General features: G+C 45.8%; 27 protein-coding genes. 8 read left to right on the plus strand and 19 right to left on the minus strand.

What is annotated here, in order from left to right; genetic code table 11:
- Positions 1–281: 281 nt before the first annotated feature.
- From SATMO3_RS21625 to SATMO3_RS21645, 5 genes are all read right to left on the minus strand, one after another.
- Positions 282–1,439: an HD-GYP domain-containing protein gene (locus tag SATMO3_RS21625; RefSeq protein WP_371371813.1), complete on the minus strand. Its 1,158-nt coding sequence runs from the start codon at positions 1,437–1,439 to the stop codon at positions 282–284.
- A 209-nt stretch (positions 1,440–1,648) separates the two neighbouring features.
- On the minus strand, positions 1,649–2,605 hold the full coding sequence (gene metA / locus SATMO3_RS21630; protein ID WP_371371815.1) for a homoserine O-succinyltransferase: 957 nt from the start codon (positions 2,603–2,605) through the stop codon (positions 1,649–1,651).
- Between the two features lie 183 nt (positions 2,606–2,788).
- Positions 2,789–3,259 (minus strand): N-acetyltransferase family protein, encoded by a 471-nt coding sequence (locus tag SATMO3_RS21635; protein WP_371371816.1) that lies wholly within the window; start codon positions 3,257–3,259, stop codon positions 2,789–2,791.
- Between the two features lie 162 nt (positions 3,260–3,421).
- On the minus strand, positions 3,422–4,369 hold the full coding sequence (locus SATMO3_RS21640) for a 2-hydroxyacid dehydrogenase (RefSeq protein ID WP_371371818.1): 948 nt from the start codon (positions 4,367–4,369) through the stop codon (positions 3,422–3,424).
- 253 nt (positions 4,370–4,622) lie between these two features.
- Positions 4,623–5,300: a type 1 glutamine amidotransferase domain-containing protein gene (locus tag SATMO3_RS21645; RefSeq protein ID WP_371371820.1), complete on the minus strand. Its 678-nt coding sequence runs from the start codon at positions 5,298–5,300 to the stop codon at positions 4,623–4,625.
- A 102-nt stretch (positions 5,301–5,402) separates the two neighbouring features.
- Between SATMO3_RS21645 and SATMO3_RS21650 the strand changes: the two genes are divergently transcribed.
- Positions 5,403–5,663: a hypothetical protein gene (locus tag SATMO3_RS21650; protein ID WP_371371821.1), complete on the plus strand. Its 261-nt coding sequence runs from the start codon at positions 5,403–5,405 to the stop codon at positions 5,661–5,663.
- 24 nt (positions 5,664–5,687) lie between these two features.
- On the opposite strand, the gene SATMO3_RS21655 is transcribed toward SATMO3_RS21650, so the two are convergent.
- The 3 genes from SATMO3_RS21655 to SATMO3_RS21665 form a co-directional block, all read right to left on the minus strand.
- On the minus strand, positions 5,688–6,272 hold the full coding sequence (locus SATMO3_RS21655) for a hypothetical protein (RefSeq protein WP_371371823.1): 585 nt from the start codon (positions 6,270–6,272) through the stop codon (positions 5,688–5,690).
- 107 nt (positions 6,273–6,379) lie between these two features.
- Positions 6,380–6,739, minus strand: coding sequence for a hypothetical protein (locus SATMO3_RS21660; RefSeq protein WP_371371824.1), 360 nt, complete (start codon positions 6,737–6,739; stop codon positions 6,380–6,382).
- An 83-nt stretch (positions 6,740–6,822) separates the two neighbouring features.
- Positions 6,823–7,119, minus strand: a complete 297-nt coding sequence (locus SATMO3_RS21665) for a YtxH domain-containing protein (protein WP_371371826.1) — start codon at positions 7,117–7,119, stop codon at positions 6,823–6,825.
- 392 nt (positions 7,120–7,511) lie between these two features.
- Here SATMO3_RS21665 and SATMO3_RS21670 point away from each other — a divergent pair, with 392 nt between their 5' ends.
- The 4 genes from SATMO3_RS21670 to SATMO3_RS21685 are packed head-to-tail and all read left to right on the plus strand — an operon-like array spanning position 7,512 to position 10,417.
- On the plus strand, positions 7,512–8,237 hold the full coding sequence (locus tag SATMO3_RS21670) for an amino acid ABC transporter ATP-binding protein (protein WP_371371827.1): 726 nt from the start codon (positions 7,512–7,514) through the stop codon (positions 8,235–8,237).
- Between the two features lie 37 nt (positions 8,238–8,274).
- Positions 8,275–9,099: a transporter substrate-binding domain-containing protein gene (locus SATMO3_RS21675; protein ID WP_371371829.1), complete on the plus strand. Its 825-nt coding sequence runs from the start codon at positions 8,275–8,277 to the stop codon at positions 9,097–9,099.
- Positions 9,099–9,770: an amino acid ABC transporter permease gene (locus SATMO3_RS21680; RefSeq protein WP_371371830.1), complete on the plus strand. Its 672-nt coding sequence runs from the start codon at positions 9,099–9,101 to the stop codon at positions 9,768–9,770. Before SATMO3_RS21675 ends, SATMO3_RS21680 begins: the two co-directional genes overlap by 1 nt.
- Entirely contained in the window at positions 9,767–10,417 is a 651-nt protein-coding gene (locus SATMO3_RS21685; protein ID WP_371371832.1) for an amino acid ABC transporter permease, read from the plus strand. Before SATMO3_RS21680 ends, SATMO3_RS21685 begins: the two co-directional genes overlap by 4 nt.
- A gap of 185 nt (positions 10,418–10,602) precedes the next feature.
- On the opposite strand, the gene SATMO3_RS21690 is transcribed toward SATMO3_RS21685, so the two are convergent.
- The 6 genes from SATMO3_RS21690 to SATMO3_RS21715 form a co-directional block, all read right to left on the minus strand.
- A complete protein-coding gene (locus tag SATMO3_RS21690) occupies positions 10,603–10,911 on the minus strand; it encodes a hypothetical protein (protein WP_371371833.1) in 309 nt (102 codons plus the stop codon).
- A 128-nt stretch (positions 10,912–11,039) separates the two neighbouring features.
- Entirely contained in the window at positions 11,040–11,759 is a 720-nt protein-coding gene (locus tag SATMO3_RS21695; RefSeq protein WP_371371834.1) for a peptidase C39 family protein, read from the minus strand.
- Positions 11,760–11,921: 162 nt separating this feature from the next.
- Positions 11,922–13,037 (minus strand): amidohydrolase, encoded by a 1,116-nt coding sequence (locus SATMO3_RS21700; RefSeq protein ID WP_371371836.1) that lies wholly within the window; start codon positions 13,035–13,037, stop codon positions 11,922–11,924.
- 74 nt (positions 13,038–13,111) lie between these two features.
- On the minus strand, positions 13,112–14,227 hold the full coding sequence (gene menC, locus SATMO3_RS21705) for an o-succinylbenzoate synthase (RefSeq protein ID WP_371371837.1): 1,116 nt from the start codon (positions 14,225–14,227) through the stop codon (positions 13,112–13,114).
- A gap of 20 nt (positions 14,228–14,247) precedes the next feature.
- Positions 14,248–15,123: a hypothetical protein gene (locus SATMO3_RS21710; RefSeq protein WP_371371839.1), complete on the minus strand. Its 876-nt coding sequence runs from the start codon at positions 15,121–15,123 to the stop codon at positions 14,248–14,250.
- A gap of 161 nt (positions 15,124–15,284) precedes the next feature.
- Positions 15,285–16,547 (minus strand): MFS transporter, encoded by a 1,263-nt coding sequence (locus tag SATMO3_RS21715; protein WP_371371841.1) that lies wholly within the window; start codon positions 16,545–16,547, stop codon positions 15,285–15,287.
- Between the two features lie 379 nt (positions 16,548–16,926).
- On the opposite strand from SATMO3_RS21715, the gene larA reads away from it, so the two are divergent.
- Both larA and SATMO3_RS21725 read left to right on the plus strand, forming a co-directional pair.
- Positions 16,927–18,222 (plus strand): nickel-dependent lactate racemase, encoded by a 1,296-nt coding sequence (larA, locus tag SATMO3_RS21720; protein WP_371371842.1) that lies wholly within the window; start codon positions 16,927–16,929, stop codon positions 18,220–18,222.
- Between the two features lie 278 nt (positions 18,223–18,500).
- Positions 18,501–18,722, plus strand: coding sequence for a hypothetical protein (locus SATMO3_RS21725; RefSeq protein ID WP_371371844.1), 222 nt, complete (start codon positions 18,501–18,503; stop codon positions 18,720–18,722).
- A 165-nt stretch (positions 18,723–18,887) separates the two neighbouring features.
- On the opposite strand, the gene SATMO3_RS21730 is transcribed toward SATMO3_RS21725, so the two are convergent.
- The 4 genes from SATMO3_RS21730 to SATMO3_RS21745 all read right to left on the minus strand — a co-directional run bounded on the left by SATMO3_RS21730 (position 18,888) and on the right by SATMO3_RS21745 (position 22,517).
- On the minus strand, positions 18,888–19,391 hold the full coding sequence (locus SATMO3_RS21730) for a DsrE/DsrF/DrsH-like family protein (protein WP_371371845.1): 504 nt from the start codon (positions 19,389–19,391) through the stop codon (positions 18,888–18,890).
- Entirely contained in the window at positions 19,388–21,334 is a 1,947-nt protein-coding gene (locus SATMO3_RS21735) for a CoA-disulfide reductase (RefSeq protein ID WP_371371847.1), read from the minus strand. Before SATMO3_RS21735 ends, SATMO3_RS21730 begins: the two co-directional genes overlap by 4 nt.
- A 49-nt stretch (positions 21,335–21,383) precedes the next feature.
- Positions 21,384–21,674: an ArsR/SmtB family transcription factor gene (locus SATMO3_RS21740; RefSeq protein WP_371371849.1), complete on the minus strand. Its 291-nt coding sequence runs from the start codon at positions 21,672–21,674 to the stop codon at positions 21,384–21,386.
- 150 nt (positions 21,675–21,824) lie between these two features.
- Complete coding sequence (locus SATMO3_RS21745) at positions 21,825–22,517, minus strand: hypothetical protein (RefSeq protein WP_371371851.1); 693 nt, start codon at positions 22,515–22,517, stop codon at positions 21,825–21,827.
- A gap of 310 nt (positions 22,518–22,827) precedes the next feature.
- On the opposite strand from SATMO3_RS21745, the gene SATMO3_RS21750 reads away from it, so the two are divergent.
- The gene (locus SATMO3_RS21750; protein ID WP_371371853.1) at positions 22,828–23,175 is read left to right on the plus strand and encodes a DUF4870 domain-containing protein; all 348 of its coding nucleotides are present in this window, start codon (positions 22,828–22,830) and stop codon (positions 23,173–23,175) included.
- Between the two features lie 114 nt (positions 23,176–23,289).
- Here the strand turns inward: SATMO3_RS21750 and SATMO3_RS21755 are convergent, their stop codons facing one another.
- Entirely contained in the window at positions 23,290–23,835 is a 546-nt protein-coding gene (locus SATMO3_RS21755; RefSeq protein WP_371371855.1) for a ferritin family protein, read from the minus strand.
- Positions 23,836–23,929: the final 94 nt, after the last annotated feature.

The raw sequence follows: 23,929 nt of genomic DNA on the forward strand, positions 1-23,929 counted from the left end.
ACACCGGAACTAATCCACAGCAAGTTTGAATCAGGGTAAGAAAAGACTGGGTTTGTGCCAAGTTCCGGCAAGACGGCCGAATTGCTATGCCATCCATGGCGCAATCGGAACTAGCGCCATCCGGGCGCGTCGCGGCAGAAACTTAGTCGTTCTTACTTATTATCAGAAAGGGAGTCTGCTTTTTGATAATGTAAAAAATGCCTGGAATTGCGGCCGGAATTCTCCGGTACAATTCCAGGCATTTAAAATTTTCAGGTCTCTTTCAATACACGGCGTCCAAGTCAGGCCTGAGCTGCGTACGGCTCACTTTCCTCTTTGGGATGAAAAATAGTAGCCTGATCTGAGTAAGCCTGGGCATAATTCGCATATATTTCTTCAAAATCTACGACAAAAAGCCCGGGATTCTTCGCCAGGTCTAGCTCAACAAGCTGATTCATCTGGCTGGTATCCTGACTGGAAGTTATACGAACAACCGGAATTGTCCTGTTCTTTACCCCAACCCCCAGGATCAAACCGCTTTGCCTGTTACTCAACTGTACCGTTTTACCCAAAGGATAAATAGCAACATTCTGAGTAAACACTTCGACAAGCGCCGGATTAAAATACTCTCCGGAAGCTTTGTTTAGAATGGCCACTGCATAATAAATCGGCGTCGGCCGGCGGTGCGGCATGCCGGCAATTAAGCGATCATACGCATCGGCAATACTGATTATCTGCGCATAAGCCGAAATAGTATCTCCCTTTAGTCCCATGGGATAACCGCTGCCATTCCATCGTTCATGATGCTGAAAGCATGCATTTACAATGTTCACGGAAAGAGTAGGATTTTCCCGCAGAATTTCTAACGAGTAAAACGGGTGCCGTTTATACTCTTCTCTTTCGATTCTTGTCAAATAGTCGGGAAACTGCATAGCCAATTTTCGGGAAAACTTGGTCTTCCCTATATCATGCAATATAGCGGCAATCCCCAGTTCCTCCAGTTGATTAGCATCATATCCCAGAGCAATGCCGGTCATAACCGATAAGATGCAGGTATTGACGGCGTGAGAAAACATATACTCTTCTTTACGGCGTATATCTAACAGATGAATCATGTTTTCCGGCTTCTGTCCGAGTTGCTCAATCAGGTCGCTAACAATGCTTTTAACACCATCCAGGTGAATTCCTTTACCCACCTGAAAATCACTAATAATCTCGAGCGCAGCCGCCATGGCTTCCTGCCGGTGCTCCGCATCATAGAATTGCTCTTTAATTTCATCTGTATCTTGAATTTCCGGTTTTCCGATGAACAGCGACGTGATACCCTTCTTGCGAAGATATTGGATATACCGCTCTTTCATCTCGATACCTTCATGAAGTAGTACCGTACCATCAGCAGCAATAAGCGGTTTTGACAGGTACATGCCAGGCTTAATTTCGTCCAATGTTACTCGTTGCATAGAACCCTCCCCTCCTACGACAAGCATGTTGCCTATCAGTTCTACTAATATATATATCGGGATTTGTGAAAAATACTTAAAATATCTGGAAAAATTGTGTTAAACAACTATTGCCGCAGATTAGTCATAGCAGGATTACAAGTATATACCCAATAGAAAAACCCACGGAATCCGTGGGTTTTATCAGTATAGCCTCAAATTATAACACTTTAAATGCCCTCGCCGCATAGACCGCTCAAATCATCCAAATCGTTTAACTTATCCAGGTCAAACGGAGTTCCTTGATAAACGTAGTAGTTTAACCAGTTGGAAAACAGCAAATTGGCGGCGCTGCGCCAGCGGACCACAGGCATTTGCTGCGGGTTGTCACCGGGGTAGTAATTTGCCGGTATATTGATTGGCAGCCCCAACGCAACATCCCGGTCGTATTCGGCTTTCAGTGTCAGCGGATCATATTCGGAATGGCCGGTGATGAATAAATGCCGGTATTTTTTGTCAACTACCGCGTAAATGCCGGCTTCCTCGGATTCGGAAAGGATCGATAAGCGCGATGCCTTTTCAATATCTTTCCGCCGCACCTCAGTATGCCGGGAGTGAGGAACATAAAAAATATCATCAAAACCGCGAAACAGCATTTTATCTTTCATATTTACCTTGTGAGGAAAGACTCCGAACATTTTCGCCGGTAAATTATATTTGGGAATACCATAGTAATAATATAAGGCGGCCTGCGCTCCCCAGCAGATATGGAGCGTCGAATATACATTCCGTCTGCTCCAGTCCATAATTTCGCAAAGTTCAGGCCAGTATTCAACCTCTTCGAAGGGAAGCTGCTCTACCGGCGCCCCGGTTATAATCATACCGTCATATTTACGGTTTTTTACTTCAGAAAAAGTCTCGTAAAATTTAACCAAATGCTCATGCGGTGTATTCTTTGGTTCGTATGTCGCCGTATACATGAAGTCAACTTCCACCTGCAGCGGCGAATTGCCAAGCAGCCGGAGCAGCTGCGTCTCTGTAACAATTTTAGTTGGCATCAGATTTAAAAGCACTATGCGCAGCGGGCGTATATCCTGGGAATAGGCACGAGTCTCGTCCATCGTAAATATATTTTCTTTTTCCAGTATGTTCACGGCTGGTAAGTTATTAGGTATCTTTATTGGCATGCTCAGTTCTCCTTTATCGCCAGTCTCTGCGAACTATATGACTTTAACATTTCGGCATGTAAAAGTGATTTCCTGCAAAGAGCGCTAGCCTAAGGCTTGGCATAATGATCGCCGAAGTAGTTTCTTAATAAGGCTTCAGGCGGAGTTTAACCCCATCTGAAGCTAAGTCGTCGGCTAAAAAGCTCACTTACTGTTACTGCCTACTTTTTTCTGTAAGGCTATTAAGTTGGTTTTCCGCCAGCCAACTTTGGCATAAAACTCAAGTCCGTTCATATTGTCGCGATCAGCCAACAAATCCAGGCGTTTTATCCCCTGATCTAACGCCCACTTTTCCAGGACTGCAAGCATTTGTCTGCCAATTCCCCAGCCCTGAAATTCTTTGGCAACGACAACATCTTCCACCAAAGCCTTCCAGCCGCCCTCGGCTGTTGATACCAATAACTGCGCAGAACACATACCGATCACTTTCTGCTGAAATTCTGCCACCAGTAAACACCGGCTGGCGGGATCATCCAGTATCAGCTCCAGACCTCGCCGCTGTTTGGCGATATCGACTGCAAAATCTTCCTCAACGGAAAAAACAATTGCAATAAGCTCCACCATAGAGCCAATATCCTCCGTCCGGGCTTTGCGCACAATAATATCCGTCAGCATCACACTTACTCCTTGCCTGCTAAGATTTTCCTGGGGTCGAACCGTTCTAAAACACGCCCCTGCCTTCCCCGGCAAAGTCGCCCTTATCCAGGGACTTAGCCGTCGCCTTACCTGTAGGGGTATAGCTCCCAGCGGATTAGTCGCCGGATAAAATTGCATTATTTAAAGCGCGTGAAATTGCTGCCCCCTAAAGCATGCCAGCATATTAGCAAAAGAATATTGGTAGATATTAATTGCCGCATCCACAGTGCCACCGCCCACATGGGGCAGTGCAATCACATTATCCAAGGATAACAAAGGATGGCCGGCATTGACCGGTTCCTGCGACCATACATCCAGAGCCACTCCGAACAAAGATCTGTTCACTAAGGCTTGATACAAATCAGCTTCATTGACAATATTCCCGCGGGAGACATTAACGAGGATGGCGCTATCCTTCATAAGCGCCAGCTTGTCTTTGTCAATCAGATTCACAGTCTGAGACAGCAGCGGAACATGGATACTAACAATATCCGCTTCACGTAATAATTCATCAAGCGGAACATACCGGGCCCCTAATTGTTTTTCAACGTCTGCCGCAGCCTGACGGGTACTGGAATACAAGATAGAACTGCCAAAAGCCCGCGATAACCGGGCTGTTTCCCGGCCTGTATAACCAAAGCCAATAACTCCGTGAGTTTTTCCTTTGATTTCATATGAACAGGAACGATATTTCCACATTTGCCATTCACAATTTTTTGTAGCTTGGTTTAAAGCGCATATATGACGATAGAGATTCAAAATCAAAGCAATTGTCAGTTCGGCCACACCGTTTGCATTGCCGCCGGGAACATTCCCTACCGCAATGCCAAGCGCCGCAGCCGCTTTACTGTCGATATTATCAACACCGACACCCATTTTTTGTACAATTTTTACCTTAGGCGCCTGCTTCAATAATTGAGCCGTTATTGGGTAAGTCGCAACCATGAAGGCATCTGCGTTGCGCAAGGCCGTCGCCTGCTCTTTCTCATTTAATTCACTCCAGAACACGACTTGAATCTCCTGGGGTTGGGCACTGGTAACCAGGGCTTGCATATCCAGGCCAATAGTATCAAAGAAAATACAGTTCATAATTTCTTTAGCTCACTCCTTCTCAACAGGTCTTTACCATAACCGCCCATCAGCTAATGGAAGTTACAAAAATAGCGTTACTACAATTTGATTATACCAGAACCACTAAAGAGGGACATGGCAACAAGCTATCCTTACCAAAGATACGCCGGTTGTTGCGGGTCGCTAGGTTCATTTATGCAGTAAAATTAAAAAGCCGCTAAGAAAGCAGCTCTATACACAATACTATTTCCCGGCAGTTATTATGTGAATGTTAGCCCCCTTGACCGGCTAACATATTGACTATGACTTCAGAAAACTGGCCGCTCGACTGCCGGTTCTGCCCGGTAACCAGATTACCGTCTATAACCACATGCGTCATCCACGGTTGCTTCTTGACAAACCGGGCGCCCAGCTCCTTAAGCTTAGACTCTAACAAAAATGGAACTACACTGCTAAGATGGGTCATTTGTTCTTCCTCATTGCTGAAAGCGGTAACTTGCCTGCCGGCAACTAAAGGCCTGCCGTCAGCTAAAGTGGCGCTAACCAATGCCGCCGGGCCATGGCAGACAGCGCCGATAAGTTTGCGCTCCCGGGCAAAAAGCCGTAGCAATTGAGCCATTTGTTTATCCTTAGCCAGATCAAACAACGGTCCATGTCCACCGGGTAAAATAACCGCTGCGTATTCTTGATAATCTAAATCGCCCAGACGGCGGGTATTTTTTAAAACACCTGACGTCGCCTGCCACTCAACCGGCATGGTTTCTTTGGTACTTTCCGCATCAACGGGCGCCATACCTCCCTGCGGACTGGCAACCGTTATTCCATATCCCGCCGCGCTAAGCGCAAGGTATGGAACGGCAAACTCCTCTAGCCACAGTCCGGTAGAATGCTCTTCATCAATCCGCTTAAAGCTGGTAACTACCAGCAACACTTGTTTCTGAACCGTCATTGCAAGCCTCCCGCAGTCATACTTGTCTTAACTAACTAAATTCTAACAAATTAACGTTAAAATGACAGTAATAAAAATAATGCGTGGGAGGCCTTCTACGATATGGAAATAAACCCCAAACAAATCGAATTAGCGCAATCAGTTCCAGCCCTTGCCGGTATACTCCCCTCTAAGCGGCAGGCTTTGGTAACAGAGGCCGGCAGAAATGCCGCCGCGGTTATAGCCAATGCCGGCTTAACCATACGCGAGCAGCAAGCCGCTATGGCAATCGCCGATCTGTTCCTGCAGTTCTGCCAGGAAGACGCCAATAATCAAAGGTGGAGCGAACTTATGGAAACAGCCCTAAGGATAGATGATATTTGACATGAGGAAATTTCAGGTTTCTCATTAAATGCGCACTTCAAAATTGCTTTTTACTTTAGAAGATGCTGCCTGAGGAGCAGTGACTACATCAATTTCCTCCCTGGCAGTCTTACTAGATGTTTTCTTTGTTTTATTAAAAAGCGTTCGCTGCTCTTTTGTTTGTTTTTTTAATAAGCGTAAACCTATGAAGATCATGATAACTGCCACCAATATCCCCAGAAAAGGGAAATAGCTCAGGAAGACCGGCTTGGTATCTGTCGCCGGCGGTTTGGCAGGAACAGCAGTCTGCCTTAAACTCCCGTCCGGCGAATATAAAGAAGCCGGCAATGTATTCTGGCTGCTATTAGTCAGCTGGCCAGCGGTAGCGGCGGCAGTTCCCGCCTTATCCCCGGAACCGGCAGGAGCCTTTGTTCCCTGGAAAGCCTGTCCCAATCCCTCTAATTTCCTGACAGCATCTGACACTTCCGGATTCACAGCCTTACCGGCTGTTGGTAAAGCACCGGCAGGCGATGCCGCAGTCGAATTAGGCGGCGCATTTTGGGCTGCAGGCGACAAAACCGGTGCGGCAGGCAATGTGGGTTTTGTTGGCGACGCAGGAGCAACTGGCATAAAAGAACGCCTCTGTTTCTATATTTTCATTACTGGCTGTTTAATAGATTCAACGCCAACAGCCGGAACCCTTTCCCGTTATCCGGCTATACCTTTAGCGCCGGCATCTACTTTGAAAAAACCGATTTTACAACTTCGCCGGCAATCCGGGCATAAAGAGCAAATGTCTCAAAACTTTCCCGCAAGTCTTCTACCGTCTCTGTAATTTCACTGGGTAATGCCCTCACTGCGCTGGTAGTCTGCGCTGTGGCTTCCTGTAAAGTTACGGTAAGCGCATTGATATTGATAAGCGTTTCCTGAAACATTGAAACAGTTTTGCCAATATCCCCCTGATGGGCATTTAATATGCCCTGAGCCTGATTGAGCATGCATAATACCCGCCGCAAAACTGCGATCAGATAAATGCCACAAGTGACAAGTACTGCAAATAAAATAAACAAACCCAGATCGTATAGTGAGATATACACAGTTATCCCCTCTTTCATTACCATTAATCAACAGCGGCCGGGCATTTCTGCCCGGCCGCCCTGTCTTTCCCGTGAGAACGTTATTATTGGGCATCCGCTTCTACATTGGCATTTGTCTTTTCAGCGATTGCTTTTTTGGCCTCTTCAACCTTCTCCTTGGTTTTATCAACAATTTCTTTTGCCTTGGCTGGCAGTTCTTTAGCGGCTTGGGTTATATCGGCCCGCGTTTCCTTGCCTGCTTTAGGAGCCAATAGTACGCCGGCGGCTGCTCCGACAGTCACACCAATGGCGGCGCCAATCGCTGCATTTTGCAAAGTTTTTTTCCGTTCTTTCTGCTTACGCTGCTTTTTGCCTTTTTCGATTATATCCATAATAGACATGCAATCCACCTCCGGTAATTATTGGTTATTTGGGATTATTTACTACTTCGACATGGTGCGGAAAAACACCTGCAAGGAAAATGATTCTAATAATAAATACTTGCAAATATTTCATAGCAAGAAGATTTCTGAAACCCTGTTATTTTTCAACTCATATACCAGGATAGAATAACAGATATTGCTCACCGCCAACCGCCTATTACCCGCGTCAGAGACAATAATCCCCGGTGGCTGCATAAAATAATACATTTAACTAAATTTAGCTTGCTTTCTGTCTGCATGGAAGATATAATAGTAAATCATCAAGCATAAATATTGTCACGATGAGCAAAGACGCTCAATCCCACTGTGGATTGGCGTCTTTATTTTTTTTTAAGAGAGGAGGAGTTTGCTTGATTACCTTAGATAAAGTAAATAAGTCTTTCGGCAGCAACCATGTACTAAAAGACATTGACTTAACAGTTAAGACCGGCGAGAAACTCGTTGTCATCGGTCCCAGCGGTTCTGGCAAAAGTACAATGATCCGTTGTATGAATCTTTTGGAAAAACCAAACAGCGGTAAAGTAATTGTCGACGGCGTAGACATTACGGCTCCCAAATCGCCGGTTAACCAAATACGCCAGTCCGCAGCGATGGTCTTTCAGCAGTTCAATCTTTATCCACACAAAACCGTTCTGGAAAACCTAACACTTGCTCCCATTCTCTTAAAAGGCGTCAAAAAAGAAGAAGCCGAAACAACAGGCATGGCTTTTCTTGACCGGGTAGGCTTAAAAGAGAAGGCCGCAGCCTATCCGTCCCAGTTGTCAGGCGGTCAGCAGCAGCGTGTCGCCATCGCCCGTGCATTAAACATGCATCCGAAAATAATGTTGTTTGATGAACCCACTTCGGCCTTGGACCCGGAAATGATCAAAGAAGTTCTTGATGTTATGGTCGACCTGGCCAATGAGGGTATCACGATGGTTGTGGTAACACACGAGATGGGTTTCGCCCGCCGGGTTGCCGACCGAGTGATTTTTATGGATGAAGGCCGGATCATGGAACAGGGTACTCCCGAACATTTTTTTGTAAATCCTGATCATGACCGGACGAAATTATTTTTAAGCCGAATTTTACATTAATATTGAAATCAACATAAAGAAACGGAGGAAAGTAAAGATGAAAATTGCTAAAAAACCCGCATTGCTCTCACTGGTAATATTACTTGTCTGCAGTATACTTCTTGCCGGCTGCGGCGGTTCCTCAACGGCGCCGGCGGCGTCCAAAGACGAAACACCGCCTGATATCAAAGCCATCAAAGACCGTGGTGTTCTGAAGGCCGGCATCAAAGTAGACGTACCCAAGTTTGGTTTTAAAGACCCCAAGACAGGCAATATTGAAGGCTTCGAGATTGATCTTGTCAAAGCACTCGCCAAAAAAATAGTAGGTGATGAAAACAAAGTTGAACTGACCGGCACGGTTGCCAAAACACGCGGGCCTTTGCTCGACAACGGTGATGTCGACCTTGTACTGGCAACCTTTACTATTACGGAAGAACGGAAAAACAGCTATAATTTCACCGATCCGTACTTTACCGACGGCGTAGCCTTATTAGTTAAAAAAGCCTCCGGCGCTCAAAGCTTAAAAGATCTGGCCGGTAAGAAAATCGGCGTTGCACAAAGTTCCACCAGCCGCAAAGCTATCCAGGAAGAAGCAGACAAACTTGGCATTAAAGTTAATTTCCTGGAATTCGGCACTTATGCTGAAGTAAAAGCAGCTCTGGATTCCGGCCGCGTAGACTGCTTCAGTGTTGACGCCGCAATCCTCTTCGGCTATTTGGATGACTCCACCGTCATACTTCCCGACCGTTACAGTCCCCAGCAATACGGAGCAGCTACCAAGAAATCCAACACTGCCTTAGCTAAATTAATAAACGATACACTAAACGACATGAAAAAATCCGGTGAAATTGACAAACTCCTTGCCAAATGGGGGCTTAAATAGTGCCAGGACCTTTCGCCGGGTTTAAGTGGCTGGCGTTATTTCAGGATTGGACCGTCTTCGCCGAGGGTTTTGCCACAACCATCCTAGTAGCTCTACTGGGCTTAATGCTGGCCTTAGCCCTCGGGATTCTGTTCGGCATCCTGGGTACCGCCCCCGGTCGATTGTTTCGCAGCATCAACCGGATTTATGTCGAATTTATCCAAAATACGCCCCTCGTTATTCAGGTCATTTTTTTATACCATGGCTTGCCGCATCTGGGCATTATGCTCCCGGTACTGTCAATCGGAATTCTGGGCATCGGCGTTTATCATGGGGCTTATGTAGCGGAAGCTATCAGGGCCGGCTTGCAGGCTGTCCCGCGCGGACAACTCGAATCAGCTTATTCGCAGGGTTTTAATTACTGGCAGGCCATGCGTTACATTGTACTGCCGCAGGCCAAGCGGATTGTCTTGCCGCCCATAACCAACCAGTCTGTCAGTCTTATTAAAAACACTTCGGTTTTAGCCATGGTTGCCGGCGGCGATCTTATGTACCATGCCGATTCCTGGTCCAGCAGCAATTTGTACTACGGGCCTGCTTATGTAATAACAGGTCTTCTCTATCTCGCTCTTTGCTATCCACTGGCCAAGCTGGCCAGACGGATGGAAAAGAAACTGGAGGTATCGCTATGATCCAGGATCTTCTCAAGCCGGAGATAGCCTTATTTCTGCTGGATGGGCTTTACATTACTTTAAAAATCGCCAGCGTATCCATTGTTCTCAGCCTGATATTCGGAACAATATTCGGGGTAGCTCAATTTTCCGGGCATCCGGTCTATAGCAGAATCGCCACACTCTATATAGACTCCATTCGCAACACCCCGCTATTGCTCTTTATCCTGGCTGCCAGATTCTCTACTAATTTACAGCCTGTTAATTCCGGAATTCTCGCCATGACGATTTTCACGTCAGCCGTTATGGCTGAGATTATCCGGGGCGGTCTAAACTCAGTCCACAAAGGGCAATGGGAAGCTGCCCGTTCTCAGGGTTTCACCTACTGGCATACTCTCCTCCATATTGTTTTGCCGCAGGCTTTTCGAAACATGATCCCGCCGCTTTTATCTCAGTTTACAACAGTAATCAAGGATACCTCCTTTGTCTGGGCCGTCGGCGTGGAGGACTTAACCGGCAAAGGTATGATCATTATGGGCAAATACGGCTCAACCTCTCAGGTATTTGCAATATTTGCCTCAATTGCCGGACTCTACTTTATCGTTAATTATTCGTTATCGGTTGTCGCCCGGTTCCAGCAAAAGCGGCTTGCCGCCAGAAGTTATTAATGGTACTTTTAGCCCGTGAATTTCTTGTCAAATGCAAGAGGCTGTCTCAATAAAACTTGAGACAGCCTCTTATTTTATGGTCTAAAAAAAACAAGAGACACCATTTAGTGCCCCTCATACAGGTTAGTCGTAGGATAAATAAAAAATCCCGCAATTTTTCATACTTTGCAGGATTTTATCCGGTTTTAGTCGCCAAGATTGTAAAGATCATTGTCGTCAAGGTGAAGCCATTGATAGCGGACGGCATATTCAGCTACTGTCTCCTGCTCCGCCTGACATTTCGGCGAACTTAATCTTTTCCGGGCGTCCTCCAGGGTTGCAATTTCGCCGCGCATAGAAAAAACGCCATAGGACATATCATCCAGAAAAACATGAAAAAGTGTCTGGCCGTACTGATTGCCTTGACCCGGTCCTTCATACACTATTTTTGCCGGTGAGCCTGACGGGGCCGATACGTCTGCTACTACAAGCATGCCCTTTTCCAACTTTGTCATAGCTTTCCTCCTCTTATATAACACCAGTATAGCTGCTGACTTAATTATATACTGGCGTCCGGCCAGGCACTATTTAAGTAAATAAGAAAAATAGAATTTTTAAAAACTGTTTTGCCCCTTGCTGATCATTATTTTTTCTTCTTAGGCACAGCCACAATATATACATTTCTTACGAGTTTCCCCGGATTAAGGTATTGAGCATCAAACCACATATCCCTAAACCGCCAGGCATTAAAAGAGGATATCCCGTCCGGGTTATTGACAGTGGTCCAATGTACAGCCGGATCGGCGAAGAAAATGGTATCCGGACCTTCTTCCGGCGCTCCGGAAGCTACGTAATAACCTGTAACAATAACCCAATGGCCGCCCCAGTCAATCCATTCAACGAGAGTGGGAATACCATTATGCAGGTTTTCCCGGAGCATTGCCAGTGTTCCGTTATAACCGACAGTCACCTCAAAACCGTTGCTTTTCAACCATTTTTCCATTTGCTGCGGGGAAGTTCCCGGGTGCCTGGCAGTTAGGTCACCGGTACCCATTTCCCGGGCAATCGTCATTTCCGTATTCTGGTTCAGATCCTGATCGCCAAGTAGGTTATACCACCGCAGCAGCGACATGGCCACAGCCGGTCCACAGGTATAGCCGGTTGTTTGCTGATAACCCTTGACCCCAAGCGACACATAGTTAGGATTGGGGGTCATCTCATAATAATTGGCTGAGCCTGTTGAATTAGGCACTACCCGCTGCCGCTCATCGCCGGTAATATTTATCGTAGTAACGCAGGCCAGGAAGAAAAAAAGCAGCAAAGCCGCCTGCCAGCGTTTTACATGAATCATTTTAGCAAGCATGGCCATCCCCCCTTACACCAGGACGTCATTTTCATGCGACAGCCTTAGCCGGTATATGCATCAGCATTTAGATTACTGCTACAATTTATGACCAAGAGCAAAATAAAATGTTCCAGCATGCCGGGATTCTCAGATTCTGTTGTCTGCCCGTGTCACTAAAAATCAGTCCCCATTCAAAAGCTTATTGACCATTCGCAGGAGAATGGCTGTCCCCTGAGGCAGGGCGGCTCTGTTAAAATTCATCTCAGGATGATGCAAGCCTGGTTTTAAATCGGCTCCCAGGCCTATATAGCAGGTTTTGAGCGCAGGCTTAGACTGCTTGTAAAAATGAAAATCCTCCCCACCCGGGGTACGGATAGAACTGAGCACCCCTTCGGCCCCTAAAACCCCGGCGATAGACTCTTTTGCCAGATCAATAAGGAAAGCATCATATTCCGCAGCCGGGACCAGCCCTTGCAGCCTGGTGGACGCCGTGGCTCCTACAGTGTTTACTGCCGCTTCTATAGCGCGCCTGGTTTTACTGATTAGTTCCTCCATGATGTCATTGCGCTCCGTCCTAAGATCTATTGCCAATTCTGCCCTGTCCGGAATAGCGTTAACGGCTTGCCCGCCGGCCTTGAGCTTAGTGACCTTAACCGAAGCGGCAATCATTGGATTAACATGAATGGCATTAATGGCATTCACAACCGCTGCAGCCGCATCGATAACATTAACCCCCAGATGAGGTCTGGCGCCATGGGCGGCTGCACCACAGATCTCGCTCTCCATAATGGCGCTGGCGCCATGGAAAAGAGCCGGAATTGCCTGACCAAGCCGTGCTTCTTCCACCGGACGCAAGTGAATCCCCAGGAGTATATCGGTATCCTCAAGCACACCGGCTGTTATCATGGCTTGCGCTCCACCCAAAATTTCTTCGGCAGGCTGAAATAGTATTTTCAGTTTGCCCTTGGCAATCCCCTGGGCAGCTATGGCTTGCGCCATAGTAAGCACCATAGCCGAGTTGGCATCATGTCCGCAGGAGTGGATGGCTGTTTGCTGGCCGTTCACCCAATGCGCCAGCGCATCCATATCGGCCCGGACGGCTACTGCAGGCCCGGGCTCCGGGCCGGTTAGCATACCTGTTAAACCTGTCCCGCCGATTTGTTCGGTAACCTGATAGCCTGCCTGTCGCAATTTTTCCGCCAGATATGCGGCTGTGCGGTTTTCTTCAAAACCCAGTTCCGGTAATCGGTGTAGAATTGCAAAGTGTTCCATAACGTTAGCTTTCATATCCAGCATTAATTGTCCCCCCGGCACAAATTAAATGTTCTCTCTCCCGGAATAACGGCAGTACTGCGCAGATTCGTATTTTGTTAAAAAGCCGGCCGGAAGGTTTCACTATACAGGGTAAATTTATCTAACTGCTCCCGGCGTACGGTATAGCCAATGCCAGGACGGTCCGGTACCTGAATGACGCCATCCTGGACAGACACCTCCGGCTCAATCAAATCTTCTTCCCAGTACCGGCTGGAAGCCGCAGTATCACCTGGCAAAGTGAAGCCGGCTAACGTTGTGATGGCAATATTATGAGCCCGCCCGATCCCGGCTTCCAGCATACCGCCGCACCATACCGGCACTCCTTTAGCTGCACACAAGTCATGAATAAGCTTAGCTTCCGTAAGACCACCGACCCGGCCGATCTTAATATTAATAATCCGTCCGCTGTCTAACGCCAGAGCTTTGCGGGCGTCCTCCACCGAATGAATGCTTTCGTCAAGGCAAATTGGCGTTTTTAACTGTTTTTGCAGAACAGCATGGTCAATGATATCATCATGGGCCAGAGGCTGTTCAATCATCATTAAATTATATTCGTCTAAAGCTGCCAGCCGGGCCGCATCAGCCAGGGTGTAGGCCGAATTGGCGTCAGCCATTAGCTGGATAGCCGGAAAACGCCGTCTTACAGCTGCTACAATATCAACATCCCAGCCTGGTTTAATCTTAATTTTTATTCGTTTATAACCCCTGGCAACATGTTTTTCCACTTGCGCCAGCAACTGATCCGGCGAGCTTTCAATCCCCAAACTGATGCCTACATCAATTTGGGTCCGCTGTCCGCCTAATGCCCGGTACAACGGAATATTTTCTTTCACAGCATACAGATCCCATAAGGCGCCTTCGAGAGCTGCCTTAGCCATATAATTGCGCCGGATGTGGCGGAAGCGGCCTGCCACTTCCCGGGGATGCCCCAGCGGCTGCTGCCATAGCAAAGGGATAAGAACGTCTTTCAGCATTAACCATACTGTGCCTACCGTTTCTTCATTATAGAGCGGCGCCTTCATGGCTACCGCCTCGCCCCAGCCCGAGCACCCCTCCGTACCTCTTACTTCCACCAGAATAAAATCTTTATCCCATTCTGTTCCAAAGCTTGTGGTAAACGGTGCTTTCATACGCATCCGCATAGCTCTTAAGGTTATAGAAGCTAACTGCATGTTTATCATCCCATTCTTTCTTATCTTTTCGTCCAGGGCGGTTTCGGCAAGTCTACTGCTTCCTGCTTGACCAGGATATATTCATTTACCGGTACCCCCGGCAACCGGCGAAAGCCAACAACAATCCAGCCTTGGTCAAACAGGGGGATAAACGCCTGTCTTGTTACTAACCGCCAGTTTTTGGCCAAATCAATATCCCGTTCTTTAATCAGTTGAATACCGGCAGGCACCGCCACAGTTACCCGCGTTGCTTTATTAAGAAACTCGCCGGACAGATCAGGCTCTCCCACCGGTTCAATCAGATTGTCGGCGCGTAACCGCCAGGGAATAGCCTGATACTCTGTTCCTGCAGGCAATACTATTTCTTGCGGCTGATCTATCCACCAGGCTACCTGGAAACGGTCAGACGGCAGTCCCTGGTTGAGAGTATCTTCCATTTTGCCGTAGCAGTTGACAACATACGTCGAACAAACCGCTCCTAACTTACCAATGTTCAGATTGGCATTAGCCGATTCCAGCGGGTCATAGGTCCAGGTAATGAGTCTATAACCCGAGGCTTTGGCTGCCGCGGCCTGTGCTAGTTTCAACTGTTCCCCCAGCCCGCAATTGCGCCAGTCATCCCTAATCCCCAGCATGTGGGAGCATAAATAGACCTGCCTGTTTAAGTATCCGGGAAAACTATACAAAATTCCCACCATGCTGGTACCGGCAAAAGCGCCTAACAATATGCCGCCGTTTTTAGCTACTGTCAGCACCTGATGTAAGGGCAGAGCTTGCGGCATATGCCAAACCAACTGTTCCAATTCCTGCATAGCAGCAAAATCCTGCAGCCCGTCAGGCGTAATAGCCCTTATTTGTATGCTGTCGCCTGAGTTCAGACCGTTGTCGATCGCCATAATTCCTCTCGGCCTCCATTGATGAGATTTTCACTTTATTAGTATGGCATGACATTAAGGAAAACTCCCCATCCTTGTTAGACAATCTCCCGGCCGGGGAGCTAGCTTGAGCAAGAAGGGGGAGTTATTCTTGAACTTATGAAATTTTTCAGTAAAGTATGCTATCTTTTAATTACAATTTCCTTGTCAGGCTTCACAGCAACCCAGCATACTACGCCAAGGACTGCCGAAAAGGCCGTTACCAATATTGCCGCCTGCCAGCCGTAATGAGTGGCTATCCATGCGGTTACAACCGGAGCGACAACCCCGCCGATATTCCCCCAAAAGTTCATCCAACCCGATACAGTTCCGCAGAACTTGCCGCCAATGTCCATAGAAGCAGCCCAGGACGCATTAAAAGTAAAGCCTAATGAACCCAGTGAAATGGTAAGCCACATAACATTCATGCTGGGGCTGGCAGCCACTGCCGCCATGTACAGGGCTGCTCCCGACAGCATAAGCCCCGTAGCTCCAAAGAAGGTGCGCGCCTTGTGTTTGGATACACCTGCGGCAATAAGTTTATCACTTACATAGCCGGTGAAAAAGGTTACAACACATAACGCTGCCCAGGGAAAGGATGCGGCAATACCCATTTTCGCCAAAGAGAAGCCTTGCGCTTCCATCAGATATAGCGGTAACCATGCAAGAAAAACATACATAATGTAGTCGGTAATAAAATATTGCAAGCCAATAGCCCAAAACTGGGTGGAAGAAATAAAACAGCCCCACGGCGCAATTTCCTTAGGCGCCTTCGCATCGGCGATTACCATCCCATTTTCAATGTGATCGGCTTCAGCCTCGTTAACAAACGGACTTTGCCGGGGATCATTCTTTGCTAAAAACCACCAGGCCAAGGCAAGAACTAAACCGGCTACGCCAAAAATAACAAACACCGAACGCCAGCCAAACGCCAGCATCAAGCCAACCGTTACCGCCGGCCCAAATACCGGACCGACAAAAGCGCCACTTAGCATAAAGGAAGAGGCGGTCGCCTTCTCGGCCCGGTTAAACCACCGGTAGATAAAATTATTCATGGCAGGAAAGATAGGGCCTTCCCCTAAGCCAAACAAAGCGCGAATAATTGCAAATGATGTAAAGTTTGATGCGCAAGCAGTAAGTGCAGTAAATACCGACCACCACGTAACAGCCACGGTTGAAGAAATACGCTGACCAAAGTATTCCGCCATCATCCCTCCCGGGATTTGCATGAGCGCATATCCTACGAAAAATGCAGTTTGCAAAAAGCCCATGTCCACTTTAGTAAAACCAAATTCCTGCATAATTGTCGGTGTAGCAACCGACAAATTAACCCGGTCCATGTATGACATAAAAGTAATCAAAAATATAAGTACTGCCATAAACCAGCGAAAGTTAGTTTTCTTCAAATAATCCACCTCTTTTTTTAATATAGTTAGAGTACCGGAAAAACCTGGGTTTCACCCCCTATAGAGTAGTTACACACAAACAAATATAAAGTAAACATATACAGTAAATATACATTACTACAGTACACTACGCTATATAATTTACCATAAAATCATAAAATCCTGCAAAATTAGTATGAATTAACAGAATTTGTTTTATTTTGGTTAACAACATACAGTCAATTATCTTCTCCTTTGCTCAGAAGTCGAAAAAATAACTATTATCCACAATACAGTGTAATATTGTAACTTTTTATGTTATAATAAAAGTCATATCATTTGGCTGGAAATTTGTTCAAAAGCTGCAATGTTATCATTAAAATACAGGAGGATTTCTCTAATGTCTATGGAAATTGAGCTGGGATATGGGAACGAAGAGATTAAGCTCTCTCTCCCGGAAAAACAGATTTTGCATGTAATTGAAGGCAACCATGTAGATGCGGTGGCAGATATTCCCGCAGCGGTTAAAGCCGCTCTAACCAACCCGATTGGTACTCCGCCGCTTAATCAAATCGTAAAGAAGGGCGATAAAGTAAGTATTATTGCCAGCGATATCACCCGCGCCTGGGTAAGAAACGATTTGTTCCTGCCGCCGCTGCTTGATGAATTAAATGCAGCCGGAATTCCCGACAGCGATATTACCCTGGTCGTCGCTCTGGGTGCACATCGTCACCATACCCCCGAGGAGAATATTTCCACTTATGGGCAGGAAGTGGTTGATCGAATTCATATCGAGCAGAGCTATGCCCTTGATGCTGATAACTTTGAAAAGGTCGGCACCACCAGTCGCGGAGTGGATGCCTATGTTTGCAAAGCAGTTACGCAAGCTAATAAAGTTATTTTGACCGGCGGTATCGTCTATCATCTGATGGCCGGTTTTGGCGGTGGTCGCAAGTCCATCATCCCCGGTGTCTCCGCCTACAGCAGTATTCAGGGCAACCACAGTCTCTGCCTGCATGAAGTCGTCGGCCAGGGGGTTAGCCCCAGCTGCATTTCCGGCAAGCTCAGCGGCAACAATATGCATGAGGATTTAATGGAAATAGCGGCTATGGTGAATCCTGCTTTCCTGCTCAATGTCGTGTTGACACCCGAAGGCAAGTTTGCCAAATTTGTCGCCGGTCATTGGCAAGATGCCTGGCTGGAAGGCTGCCGGGCAGTAGAAGAAATTTTTGGCGTGCCGATTACTGCCAAAGCTGATCTGGTTATTGGCTCGGCCGGCGGCTTCCCTAAAGACATCAACCTGTACCAGGGGTCAAAAACCATTGACAACGCCTATATGGCCGTAAAAGAGGGCGGCGTTATCATTCTGCTTTTAGAATGCCGTGATATAAAAGAACCGCCTGATTTCAGCGGCTGGTTTGATATCGAATCACTTTATGAACGGGAGCTCGCCCTGCGTAAAGGCTTCACCGTACCTGGATTTATTGCCCTCAAATGCGGTACGATCGCCAAACAGGTATCTCTCATTGTTGTTACCCTGCCGCAAAACAAAGAGTTCATCAGCAAAGCCGGCATGATACCAGCCGCCTCGCTGGAAGAAGCCATCGCCATTGCGGAACAGAAGCTGGGCACCAAAGATTATACTGTTACCGTAATGCCGCACGCTGCCAATACGGTACCTGTCTTTAAAGGCTAAATCACTAAAAGCGTTCCTCTAAAGGAACGCTTTCTTTTTTTACACATGCAAAACATGGAAAAAGGCAAAGCACGGGAAAACATGGGGACAGGGACCTTGTTTTTCCAGAATACTATAATAGTGATCAGATTTCACTTCTTATATGCAATTTAATAGGACCGTCAACCTTTTCCTAACCATTTCTGTTCTTGAATTAATAATTATTATTGTCAATGATAGACAAAATTTAAATTACAGAATATAATGAAAATAGAAATAAGAAAAGGGAGGATGATATTATGTTCAGAGATTATCCTGCTACTCAATTATTTCTTATATCATTGGTTGTTTTACTATCGCTAGTCCTCATTACCCCGCTAGTGAGGGAATGGCATATTTTTGCCGCACTGCTGGACAGCCTTAATTTCATTGTAAAGATCATATGTGGCTTCTTCTTGTTTTTTATGATAATTGATATAGTTGATAATGTGCATACCCGCAAGCAGAAACATATTCGTTAGCGAATAATGTTAAGACGTAACCAGTATTGCCCTTAGCGGGAGGAAAGTTATACTTTTTAGCAGGATAAAAAAGCCTGGAAATGCCGAATCTTCGCCGGCGAAATCCAGGCTTTTTTTTGTAGTGCAAACTATTTCTTACTACCGGGCTATTCAAGCGTGTGCATTTCAGATAAATAAATTTACATTGGAGTCCTCTGCTTCGTTAAGATAATAACCAACACCGCCAAACTTGATACCGTCCAGCAGCTCTTTAGGCTGCAGCCCCATTACCTCCATCGACATTTGACATGCGACAATTTCAATACCGGAGGCCAATGCAGCCTGAATCAGTTCTTCCAGCGAACTCACGTTTTTATTTTTCATAATCCAACGCATCATTTTGCCGCCTATTCCCAGCATATTCATTTGTGACAGGTTGAGCTCCTTGCTGCCTTTGGGCATCATAAACCCAAACAGTTTATCCATTAACCCTTTCGTTACCGGAACTGGTTCTGGTTTTCTAAGAATATTCAGGCCCCAGAAAGTGAAAAACATAGTCACTTTTTTCCCCATCGCTGCAGCGCCGTTGGCAATAATGAAGGCAGCCATAGCTTTGTCCAGATCGCCGCTGAATACCACGATAGTCTTATTATCTTTTGTTGGTACAGCAGACGCTGGAATATTTATCAATTGCCGTTTATCTTTTTTTTTATCAGCGCCACAATTTGATTGTGCTCTCTTTTAAGATCAACAAGCTCATTATTTGTTCTGGTGCACCAGGCTTTAATATCCTCATAGAAGCCGGGGTCAGAGGCAATCACTTTAAGAATTTGGCCGTCCGCCATATCGTCAAGGGAAGCCTTAACTTGCATCAAAGGGCCTGGACAGCTTAATCCGCACACATCCAGCACTTTATCATACTGCTCTTTACTATTTGCCTCTGAGTTTGCGGCCGATTCTTTTGCAGCAATATTGGCAACTCTGCCTGGCCTGAAATTCTGGGCATTAGCGGATTTGTAACCGCCCGTCATGTTTTTTACATTAAATCCATGCTGAGTCAGGATGCGGGAAGCATAGTAACCCCGTTGACCTACCTGGCAATAGGCTAAAATCGGCTTATCTCTATCCAGGTTATTTAGTTCTTCCCTTAATTTATCTACCGGAATATTAACGGCTCCTTCTATATGTCCGTTCTGAAATTCCAGTTCAGTTCGCACGTCAACTAATAGCGTATTCTCTTTGTCATAATCAGCCAGTTCATCATAGGTGAAAGTTTCTGTCCTGCCTGCCAGAACATTCTCTGCCACATAACCGGCCAGATTAACCGGATCTTTGGCAGAAGAATACGGTGGCGCATAGCAAAGTTCCAATTCCGCCAAATCAGCTACTTTGCCGTTAAGCCGGATTACTGTAGCAATTACGTCAATACGCTTGTCGACGCCGGTAGAGCCTACGCCTTGGGCACCTAAAATATACCCGGCATCATTAAAGATTAACTTTAAGGACAAAGGCAACGCTCCCGGATAATAGGTAGCATGCGAGGCAGAGTGAACGTATATTACTTTGTAAGGGATATTTAACTTTTTGAGACTTCTTTCATTATTGCCGGTACTAGCGGCTGTCAGGCCAAAAACTTTAAGAATTGAAGTTCCCTGTGTTCCCTTGTAAGTAGAGGCAAGTCCGGCAATATTATCGGCAGCAATTCTTCCCTGCTTATTCGCAGGTCCGGCCAGAGGAATAGTTACATTCTGTTTTGTGACAAAGTCGATAACTTCAATCGCATCGCCAACGGCGTAAACACCGGGCCAGGACGTTTCCAGCCTTTCATTTACAAGGATATGCCCTTTATTCCCTAACTTTACTCCACTGTCTTTGAGAAAACCGGTATCTGGCGTTACACCGATCGCCAATATGACAGTATCGGCATTAAGAGACATCCCGCTGTTTAATACGATATCTATTGTGTCGCCTTGATCTGCAAATGACTTTACACCGTCATTCAGCAGCAACTTAACTCCATGATTCTCAAGTTCCTGTTCCACGACAACAGCCATATCAGTATCAAAGGGAGGCAGAATATGCGGCGCCGCTTCCACCAGTGTTACTTCCAGTCCCCGTTCCCTTAAGTTCTCGGCCATCTCTACGCCGATAAAACCACCACCGATAACTACAGCCCGCTGCACTTCCTGTTTATCAATAAAACTTTTTATTGTATCGGTATCAGGGATATTTCTTAATGTAAAAATCTTATTGCTGCCAATTCCGGGAATAGGTGGTTTTATGGCCTTGGCCCCGGGGGATAATACCAGATAGTCATAGGACTCTTCATATATACCCTTCTCTTTACTTTTTACAGTAACCGTTTTTCTTGCGGAGTTGACCTGGGTAACTTCACTATGGGTTCGGACATCAATCTTAAACCGGTTCTGCATACCCTGGGGCGTTTGCACCAGTAGCTTGCTGCGCTCTTTAATGTTCTCGCCGATATAATAGGGTAGACCGCAATTAGCAAAAGAAATGTGTTCGTCCCGCTCAAACATAATAATTTCAGCCGTTTCATCCATTCTCCTCAGTCTGGCCGCTGCAGACGCGCCCCCGGCTACTCCCCCCACAACCAATACCTTTTTACTCATAAGATATTCCTCCTTTACGATTTAGATCGAATTTTTAAAAAGGCTATCCTTAGGATTGATTCTCAAAAAGAACGATTACTAAAGCAATAGCTTGGGAATCACAAACTTTATAATTTATCTCTAATCCGTTGCGAACTCCTTCAATCACTCCAGCTGCTTTTAATTTTTGCAAATGCTGGGACACTGTCGATTGAGGCGCCTTGAGGCAATTCTGCATATGGGTAACATTGCATTCACCTTTTTCTATTAGGCCTTTTACAATACAAAGCCTGATAGGATGCGCCAGTACCTTTAAAAGCTCCGCTGCTTCAGTAAATTTGACCAAATCGTCGCTGTTCATCAAAAGCCTCTTTCCACTTTCAGAATATTATTATATTCATATATTATGATATATCGATATATTTGTCAATCTCATTCTATATTTTTCCTTGTTAAACGAAAATCTCCATCTGACATCAGATGGAGAAATACTTCTGCTGAAATGTAATCTTTAAATATCTTCTTTACTGAGAACTTCCTGAAAAAAACTGACGTCTTCTGCCGACACATTAGAATGCGCGAATTCAGACCTTACACAGTCCTTAATTAAAATTTCACTGTAATGGTTGCATCCATAGACACTACTTGCACTAACTATTTCCTCACGTAACGCTTTGGCCGGGTCAACGGCGGCCCGGGGAGTCGCCGGATCATTTATCACGGTATCAAGATATTCAGCCCGCATGGCATGATGCAATTCAGCAACAATCGCCGCATCGAGAATTTTATAACATTTGCTTTGAGGTATACAGATGTAAGTACGGCAGCTAGCCGGACGCTCCTTATACTTAAGACATCTCCCCAGACCGTCCAACTGGCGGCATTGTTTATGCCCGGCAATGAGAAATATCTCAAGTTTATCTTGGCCCATGTCAATAAATAATTTCGGGATTAACCGTTTTACATTTCCTTTGGACATTCTTCTAGCACTGACACTATCCATATTAATTTTAAACCGCCCTTTACAGCAATGCTCTTTACAGGTCTCGCAAGGCAAAGGGTTTTCTGTCAAAAACTCGTCAACAGCATCAAAAAAGTCTTGCACCGTAGCTTTATTGTTTAAGCCGGTAATATCTACTTCATTTTTTGGGTTAAAGAATAGTTTCAGTTCGACCATTCCCTTCAAGCAAAATAAAAGGTACATAATTCACCGCCAATGGCGAATTATGTACCTTTCTTTTTATTTTATGAAAATTCCTGCCAAGATTAATTTTTTTTATAGAACATAAGCCGAGACCGTCTGTATTTGGACTTGTAAAATTATCGTGAAAAACACTGCCCCTCATTTTCCCCAGTCAATAAATGCACATCGGCTTGGCTGTCTGGTATAATAGAATATATACCATATAAACCTGACTCTTTATCCGACGACTAACCTTCAGATAGAGTTAAAACCCCACCTGAAGCTAAGTCTACTTTATTCCATAATTTTTTTATTTCTAAAGGAGGAAACTATGAATATTACCGGAGAACAGAAGATACTGGCAATCCTGGCGCATCTTGCATATCTGTTAGGCGGCCTTGGCTTTATTGTAGCTCCCTTAATCATTTTTTTGTTGAAAAAAGATGACCCGTTTGTTCATGAGCACGCCAAGCAGGCCCTGGTCGCTCATCTTGCCATTGCAGTTGTTTCTGCTATTACCGGATTATTATGTATGGCACTGATTGGGTTATTGATTGTTCCCGTAATTGCAATTCTCTGGCTGCTGCTGGTTATAACCTCCATTCTGGCGGCTATTAAAGCGGCTGATGGTCAAGTGTATGAGTATCCTTTTATTCAAAGGCTAATCAGCAAATTATAATTAAAATTACCCCACTATGCTTAGCGGTCGCAACCGCAATCCATAGTGGGGTATTGTTTTTCTCAGCGATAAACTTAGTAAAATGCTTTATGTAGGGTAGGGTAATAACCCGTGTTATTTACCGAAATATCTGTCGAGAAGTCCCTTAAAGGCAGCACCATGGCGGGCTTCATCCTTACACATTTCATGAACGGTATCATGAATAGCATCCAGATTAAGTTGCTTTGCTTTTTTGGCAAGATCCAATTTACCCTGGCAAGCGCCATGCTCAGCATCTACACGCAGCTCAAGATTCTTTTTTGTGGAGGCAAATACAACCTCACCGAGCAACTCGGCGAATTTGGCAGCATGCTCTGCTTCTTCGAAGGCAATACGCTTATAGGCTTCAGCCACTTCCGGATAGCCTTCCCGGTCGGCTTGGCGGCTCATAGCCAAGTACATTCCCACCTCGGTACATTCGCCGGTAAAGTTCATTTTCAGACCTTCAATGATCTCCGCATCAACGCCGGCAGCTACACCGATCCGATGTTCATCAGCCCAAGCCAAGCCTGCAACTTGCTCTATAAATTTAGTTGCAGGCGCTTTACAGTGCGGACATGCGTCCGGGGCAGCATCCCCTGCATGGACATAACCACAGATCGTACAGACAAATTTTTTCATTTAAAATCCCCTCCGAATAATTATTTCTTTTTAATAACAATTATTATAATAGCAAATTTTACTATAAAATGCAAGGATTTTTTTACAAAATAAA

This window comes from Sporomusa aerivorans, from assembly GCF_041428895.1.
GTDB lineage: Bacteria > Bacillota > Negativicutes > Sporomusales > Sporomusaceae > Sporomusa > Sporomusa aerivorans.